Source organism: Methylobrevis pamukkalensis, from assembly GCF_001720135.1.
GTDB lineage: Bacteria > Pseudomonadota > Alphaproteobacteria > Rhizobiales > Pleomorphomonadaceae > Methylobrevis > Methylobrevis pamukkalensis.
In genome coordinates, this window is the sequence record NZ_MCRJ01000184.1 from 1 (window position 1) to 5,035 (window position 5,035).

The window sequence follows — 5,035 nt, forward strand, 5'->3', positions numbered from 1 at the left end:
CACGACATGTTGCACCGCATGAATTCATGCTGCGGCGCCATACTTGACAACGTCGCGCCCGGGACGGCACCTCGCATCTTGATCCTGAAGCGGCGGAGACCCGATGCCCGACGATCCCAACCACAGCCCGGCGCTGGCCGCGGCGCGCGTCCTCAGCCGCGACCCTCGCCACGCCGGCTGGAACCGCCTCGACGTCGTCACGATCGAGATGGCCATCCGCGGGGCGCCCGCCCGCTTCACCCGCGAGGTGGTCGATCACGGCAACGGCGCGGCCGTGCTGGTGTTCGATGCCGCGCAGAAGACGGCCCTGCTGGTGCGCCAGTTGCGCGCCGGGCGGCTGGTGGCCGAAGGCGACGGCGGGCTGCTGGAGGTTCCGGCCGGCCTCGTCGACGGAAGCGAGGATCCGGCGGTGACCGCGCGGCGCGAGGTGAGCGAGGAGACCGGCGTCGGCCTGCGCGACCTCGTGTTCGTCGCGGCGGCCTATCCGTCGGCAAGCTCGCTCACCGAACGGATCTGGCTCTATCTCGGCGAGATCGACCCCGCCCATCCGCGCGCGCCGGCGGCGGCCTTGCCGACGAGCACGAGGAAATCGAGATCGTCGACATGCCGCTCATCGACCTTGCCGCCCATGCCGATGCCGGCCGCATTGCCGACATGAAGACGCTGCTGCTGGTCGAGGCGCTGCGGCGACGCCGGCCGGAGCTGTTCACGGCCTGAGGCGACTGCGGCGCACGGCATGCCTTGCGGCGGCCACGAAACTGCCGCCAGTCGGACCAATTCGTGAACGAACGGTTGCACATTCGTGTATGCGTTTGTGGAATGTGTGCGTTGCGGCTGCGCACCTGCCTCGGGCGATCCGGCGTCGCTATCTTCCCGTCATGACAACCAGACGAGGATTCGACATGTTCGCCCCCATCACCAAGTTCCGCAACGCCGTGCGCAAGATCACCAGCCACGATCCCGAGATGGCCTATCTCAACGGCTCCTACGACGCGATCGACCTCGAGCGTCGCCAGCGCGAGATCGACGCCGGCAAGTTCCGGACCCGCCGCTACTACTGAACGAGATGGAAGATCGAGGCGGCCGCCGGCGTCAGTCGGATGGGCCGCCGCGCCGGGCGGTGAAACCGCGCGAGGGGTTGTAGCCCCAGACGGCGCCGGCAAGAAACACCACCAGCGCGCCGAGCACGATCGCGAGCGACAGCGGATCGACCTTCACGTAGAGGCCGAAGCGCAGTGCCTCCACCGCATAGGTGAAGGGATTGGCCGAGCAGATCTGCCAGACGAGATAGCTCGATTCCCGCATGCGCCACAGCGGGTAGAGCGCTGACGACAGGAAGAAGGTCGGGAAGATGACGAAGTTCATCACGCCCGCGAAATTCTCCAGCTGGCGGATGGTCGACGACAGGAACATGCCGAGCGCGCCGAGCATCAGGCCGGTCAGCACCAGCACCGGCAGCACCGTGACATAGCCCCAGGCCGGAAACACCGTGCCGAACATCGCCGACACGCCGAGGAAGGCGTAGACCTGGATCACCGAGACCGCCGTGCCGGCAAACAGCTTGGAGACGAGCAGGAACCAGCGCGGCAGCGGCGTCGTCAGCAATACCCGCATCGACCCCATCTCGCGGTCGTAGACCATCGACAGCGACGACTGCATGCCGTTGAAGAGCTGGATCATCGCGATCAGCCCGGGGATGATGTAGACGTCATAGGTGATGTAGGTCTGGTAGGGCGGCTGGATCGCGATCCCGAGGATCGCCCGGAATCCCGCTGCAAACACCAGCAGCCAGACCAGCGGCCGCACCAGCGCGGAGAAGAACCGCTCGCGCTGCTGCAGGAAGCGCAGCACCTCGCGCAGGATGATGCCGTTGAAGGCGCGCAGGTAGACGATGCCGCTCATGCCTCTCCCTCCCCGCCCGCCGGCTCGCCTGCCTGTTCGCCCCGGCCCGTCAGCTGCGCGAAGGCCGCGTCGAGGCTGACGCCGCCATGGCGGGCGATGACCTCGGTCATCGGTCCGCTCTCGACGATCCGGCCGCGATGCAGCACGATCAGGTCGTCGCCGGGCAGGATCTCGTCGATCAGATGGGTCGCCCACAGGAGGGCGAGGCCGCGCTCGCGGGCCAGATCATGGGCCCGGGCGACGATCGCCTTGCGGCTCGGCACGTCGAGACCGACGGTCGGCTCGTCGAGCAGCACCACCTCAGGATCATGCAGCAGGGCGCGGGCGATCTCGACCCGGCGGCGATGGCCGCCGTTGAGATCGCGGATCTTGTCGCGCGCCCGCTCGCGCATCTCGAAATTCGTCAGTTCCTCGTCGATCCGCCGGTCGGCCTCGCGGATCGACATGCCGCGCAGGCGCGCGAAGTAGCGCAGGTTCTGCTTCACGGTCAGGTCGAGGTCGAGGGTCGTCTGCTGGAACACCACGCCGAGCGGCGCGAGCGCGGAGGCCCCCGTCGCCGACAGGTCGCGGCCGACGATCTCGATCGTCCCGTCGCGGGTGTCGAACAGCCGGGTGATCAGCGCGAACAGGGTCGACTTGCCGGCCCCGTTCGGACCCAGCAGCGCGGTAAAGCGTCCCTTGAGGATCTCGAAGGAGACGTCGTCAAGCGCGCGCCGGCTGCCGTAGGAATAGCCGAGGCGCGCACGGCGAGCGCGACGGCCCCCGGTGACGCGGCCCCGGTCATGTCCGCGCCCCGTTGCCGCGCGGCCGCGTCCACGGTGTCCGCATCAGGACTGCTTCTGCGGCGCGGGCGCATCGCCCTCGGGATAGCGCAGCCCCAGTCCTTGAGCTTCAGCTCCGGATGCGCGCCCATGTACTGGGCGATGTAGAACTGCGCATCGAACACGCACTGCTTCAGCGGCTCGTAGCTTTCATACTGCAGGCGGTGCTGGAAGCAGTTCGAGGGGTCGCTCATGAGGCAGAGCGTCAGGACGATGTCGATGGGATTCATAGGGTCTCGTTTCCTCCATAGGGCCGGGTGTTCCGGTTGCTGAACCTCACCCGCCAGCCGGTCTCATGCCGGCCTTCCCGCGCCTTCTTCTATAGAAGAGCCGGGGCGGGCTGCGACTTAAATTTTTTGTAACTTCGGTTTGCGCGCCGACCGAATGTACCTTGCCATCCGACGGTTGCCGGCGCGGCGCGCCCGCCTGCGGCGGATGCAGGTCACTTCGGCGGCAGGATGTGCAGGCGGTTGCGGGCCAGCCAGCGCATGCCGTGCTGCCAGCTTTCGTCGGTGTTGCCGCGGATGTCCGTGCCCGCCATCTGCACCAGTTCCCCGGTCTCGGTGGAGCGCACGTAGAGCGTGATGGAGAGAATGAGATTGGACACCTTCTGCACCACGCCGGTCATGACGAGGTCTGCGCCGCCGGCGCGGCCGATGGTCACATCGCAGCCGCCGCAGGACTGAAGATTGTGGGTCTGCCCCTGCGCGCGCATCTCCGGCGTGTCGACGACGGTGTAGGCCGGCAGGTCGCGGTAGTAGCCGCGCAGCATGTCGCCGAGCATCGCGACCCGGGCAAGTTCGGGCTTGTCCTTGCCCCCGTTCATCTCGCCGCCAAGGCTGGTGTCGAGAAGCTCGATGTCGAGAATGGCGATCTTGCGCGGTTCCTCGGCCACGGCCGGCCCGGCGAAGAGCCCGAGCGCGAGCACGGCGAGGCAGAAACGGACAACGGACGACGGCATGGAACACCCTCCCGGACGGCGACATCCACGCCGGGCCGGCGCAGTACCCCGTTTGCTTTATTGGGCCGAGTGCCGGCTGAAGAACCGGCACAGGACACTCAGGAGGATAGCGCGATGGCGGATGATGGAAAGAGCAGGACCGACCGTGACCGGACGCCGCAGGGCGGACGGAGCCGCAGGAGGCGCCGGCTGGCGGCGAGCGTGATGGCGATGACGGCGGCGCTTCTGCCGCTGGCCGCTGTCGCTCAGACGGCGGCCCCCGCGGCGGGCGCCACCGGCGCGCCCGCGGCCGATGCTCCCAAGCCCGGCTTCCAGCAGATCCGGATCGGCTATGTGGTCTGGAGCGAGAAGCAGCTGACCCTGTCGCTGTCGCAGACCCCGCCGGACGACCTCGGGATCGCCGGAGCGCGTTCGGGCATCAAGGACAACAACACCACCGGCACCTTCACCAAGCAGCAGTTCTCGCTGGTGACGCGCGAGGCCGGCGACACCGAGGCGGCGCTGGCGGCGCTGAAGGCGCTCCACGACGAGGGCGTCCGCTTCATCGTCACCGACGCGCCGGCCGACACGCTGCTGGCGATGGCCGACAGCGAGGCCGGGAAGACCGCGGTGATCTTCAACGTCGAGGCCAAGGACGAGCGGCTGCGCGAGGAGGACTGCCGGGCCAGCTTCGTCCACGTCCAGCCGAGTCATTCGATGCTGGCCGACGGGCTTGCCCAGTTTCTGGTCTGGAAGAAGTGGCCGCGCTGGTTCCTGCTCACCGGCGCCCTGCCGCGGGACGAACTCTTTGCCGACGCGCTGAAGCGCGCGGCGACAAGGTTCGGCGGCGAGATCGTCGAGGAACGCAGGTTCTCGGAGACCGACACCGCCCGGCGCACCGATTCCGGCCACGTCCAGATCGTCCAGCAGATGGCGGTCTTCACCCAGAACGCCCCGGACTACGACATCGCGATGGTGGCGGACGAGAGCGAGATCTTCGGCAACTACGTGCCGTTCCGCACCTGGGATCCGCGCCCGGTCGCCGGATCCGGCGGCCTGATCCCGACGGTCTGGACGCCGAACCACGAGCAGTGGGCCGGCTACCAGATGCAGACGCGCTTCAACGCGCTCCACAACCGCCAGATGTTCGCCCGCGACGCCACCGCCTGGACCGCGGTGCGCATGGTCGGCGATGCGGCGACCAAGGCACAGTCCGACGACAGCCAGAAGATCCGTGATGCCCTGTTCGCCGATGACTTCTCGGTGGCGGCATTCAAGGGCCAAAAATTAACAATCCGTAAGTGGAATCACCAACTTCGCCAACCTATCCTCCTGACCGACGGGTATACGGTCGTCTCCGTTTCGCCCCAGG

The 5,035-nt window shown here is 67.7% G+C and carries 7 protein-coding genes; 3 read left to right on the top strand and 4 right to left on the bottom strand.

Annotation, left to right across the window (positions count from 1 at the left end):
- The first annotated feature begins 103 nt into the window (after positions 1-103).
- Both A6302_RS19280 and A6302_RS19285 read left to right on the top strand, forming a co-directional pair.
- A complete protein-coding gene (locus A6302_RS19280; RefSeq protein WP_083255915.1) occupies positions 104-658 on the top strand; it encodes an NUDIX domain-containing protein in 555 nt (184 codons plus the stop codon).
- Positions 659-902: 244 nt separating this feature from the next.
- Positions 903-1,061 carry a DUF3563 family protein gene (locus tag A6302_RS19285; protein WP_069308389.1) on the top strand — a complete coding sequence of 53 codons (159 nt, stop codon included), beginning with the start codon at positions 903-905 and terminating at the stop codon, positions 1,059-1,061.
- 31 nt (positions 1,062-1,092) lie between these two features.
- On the opposite strand, the gene A6302_RS19290 is transcribed toward A6302_RS19285, so the two are convergent.
- From A6302_RS19290 to A6302_RS19300, 4 genes are all read right to left on the bottom strand, one after another.
- The gene (locus A6302_RS19290; RefSeq protein ID WP_069308390.1) at positions 1,093-1,902 is read right to left on the bottom strand and encodes an ABC transporter permease; all 810 of its coding nucleotides are present in this window, start codon (positions 1,900-1,902) and stop codon (positions 1,093-1,095) included.
- The gene (locus A6302_RS19295; protein ID WP_245294161.1) at positions 1,899-2,588 is read right to left on the bottom strand and encodes an ATP-binding cassette domain-containing protein; all 690 of its coding nucleotides are present in this window, start codon (positions 2,586-2,588) and stop codon (positions 1,899-1,901) included. The genes A6302_RS19290 and A6302_RS19295 overlap by 4 nt, the downstream gene beginning before the upstream one ends.
- Positions 2,519-2,953 (bottom strand): hypothetical protein, encoded by a 435-nt coding sequence (locus A6302_RS24925; protein WP_245294160.1) that lies wholly within the window; start codon positions 2,951-2,953, stop codon positions 2,519-2,521. Before A6302_RS24925 ends, A6302_RS19295 begins: the two co-directional genes overlap by 70 nt.
- A 212-nt stretch (positions 2,954-3,165) precedes the next feature.
- Positions 3,166-3,684 carry a DUF3280 domain-containing protein gene (locus tag A6302_RS19300; protein ID WP_069308391.1) on the bottom strand — a complete coding sequence of 173 codons (519 nt, stop codon included), beginning with the start codon at positions 3,682-3,684 and terminating at the stop codon, positions 3,166-3,168.
- Positions 3,685-3,798: 114 nt separating this feature from the next.
- Between A6302_RS19300 and A6302_RS19305 the strand changes: the two genes are divergently transcribed.
- Positions 3,799-5,035, top strand: a 1,237-nt coding sequence (locus tag A6302_RS19305; protein ID WP_141703970.1) for an ABC transporter substrate-binding protein, incomplete at its 3' end; no start/stop codon positions are given.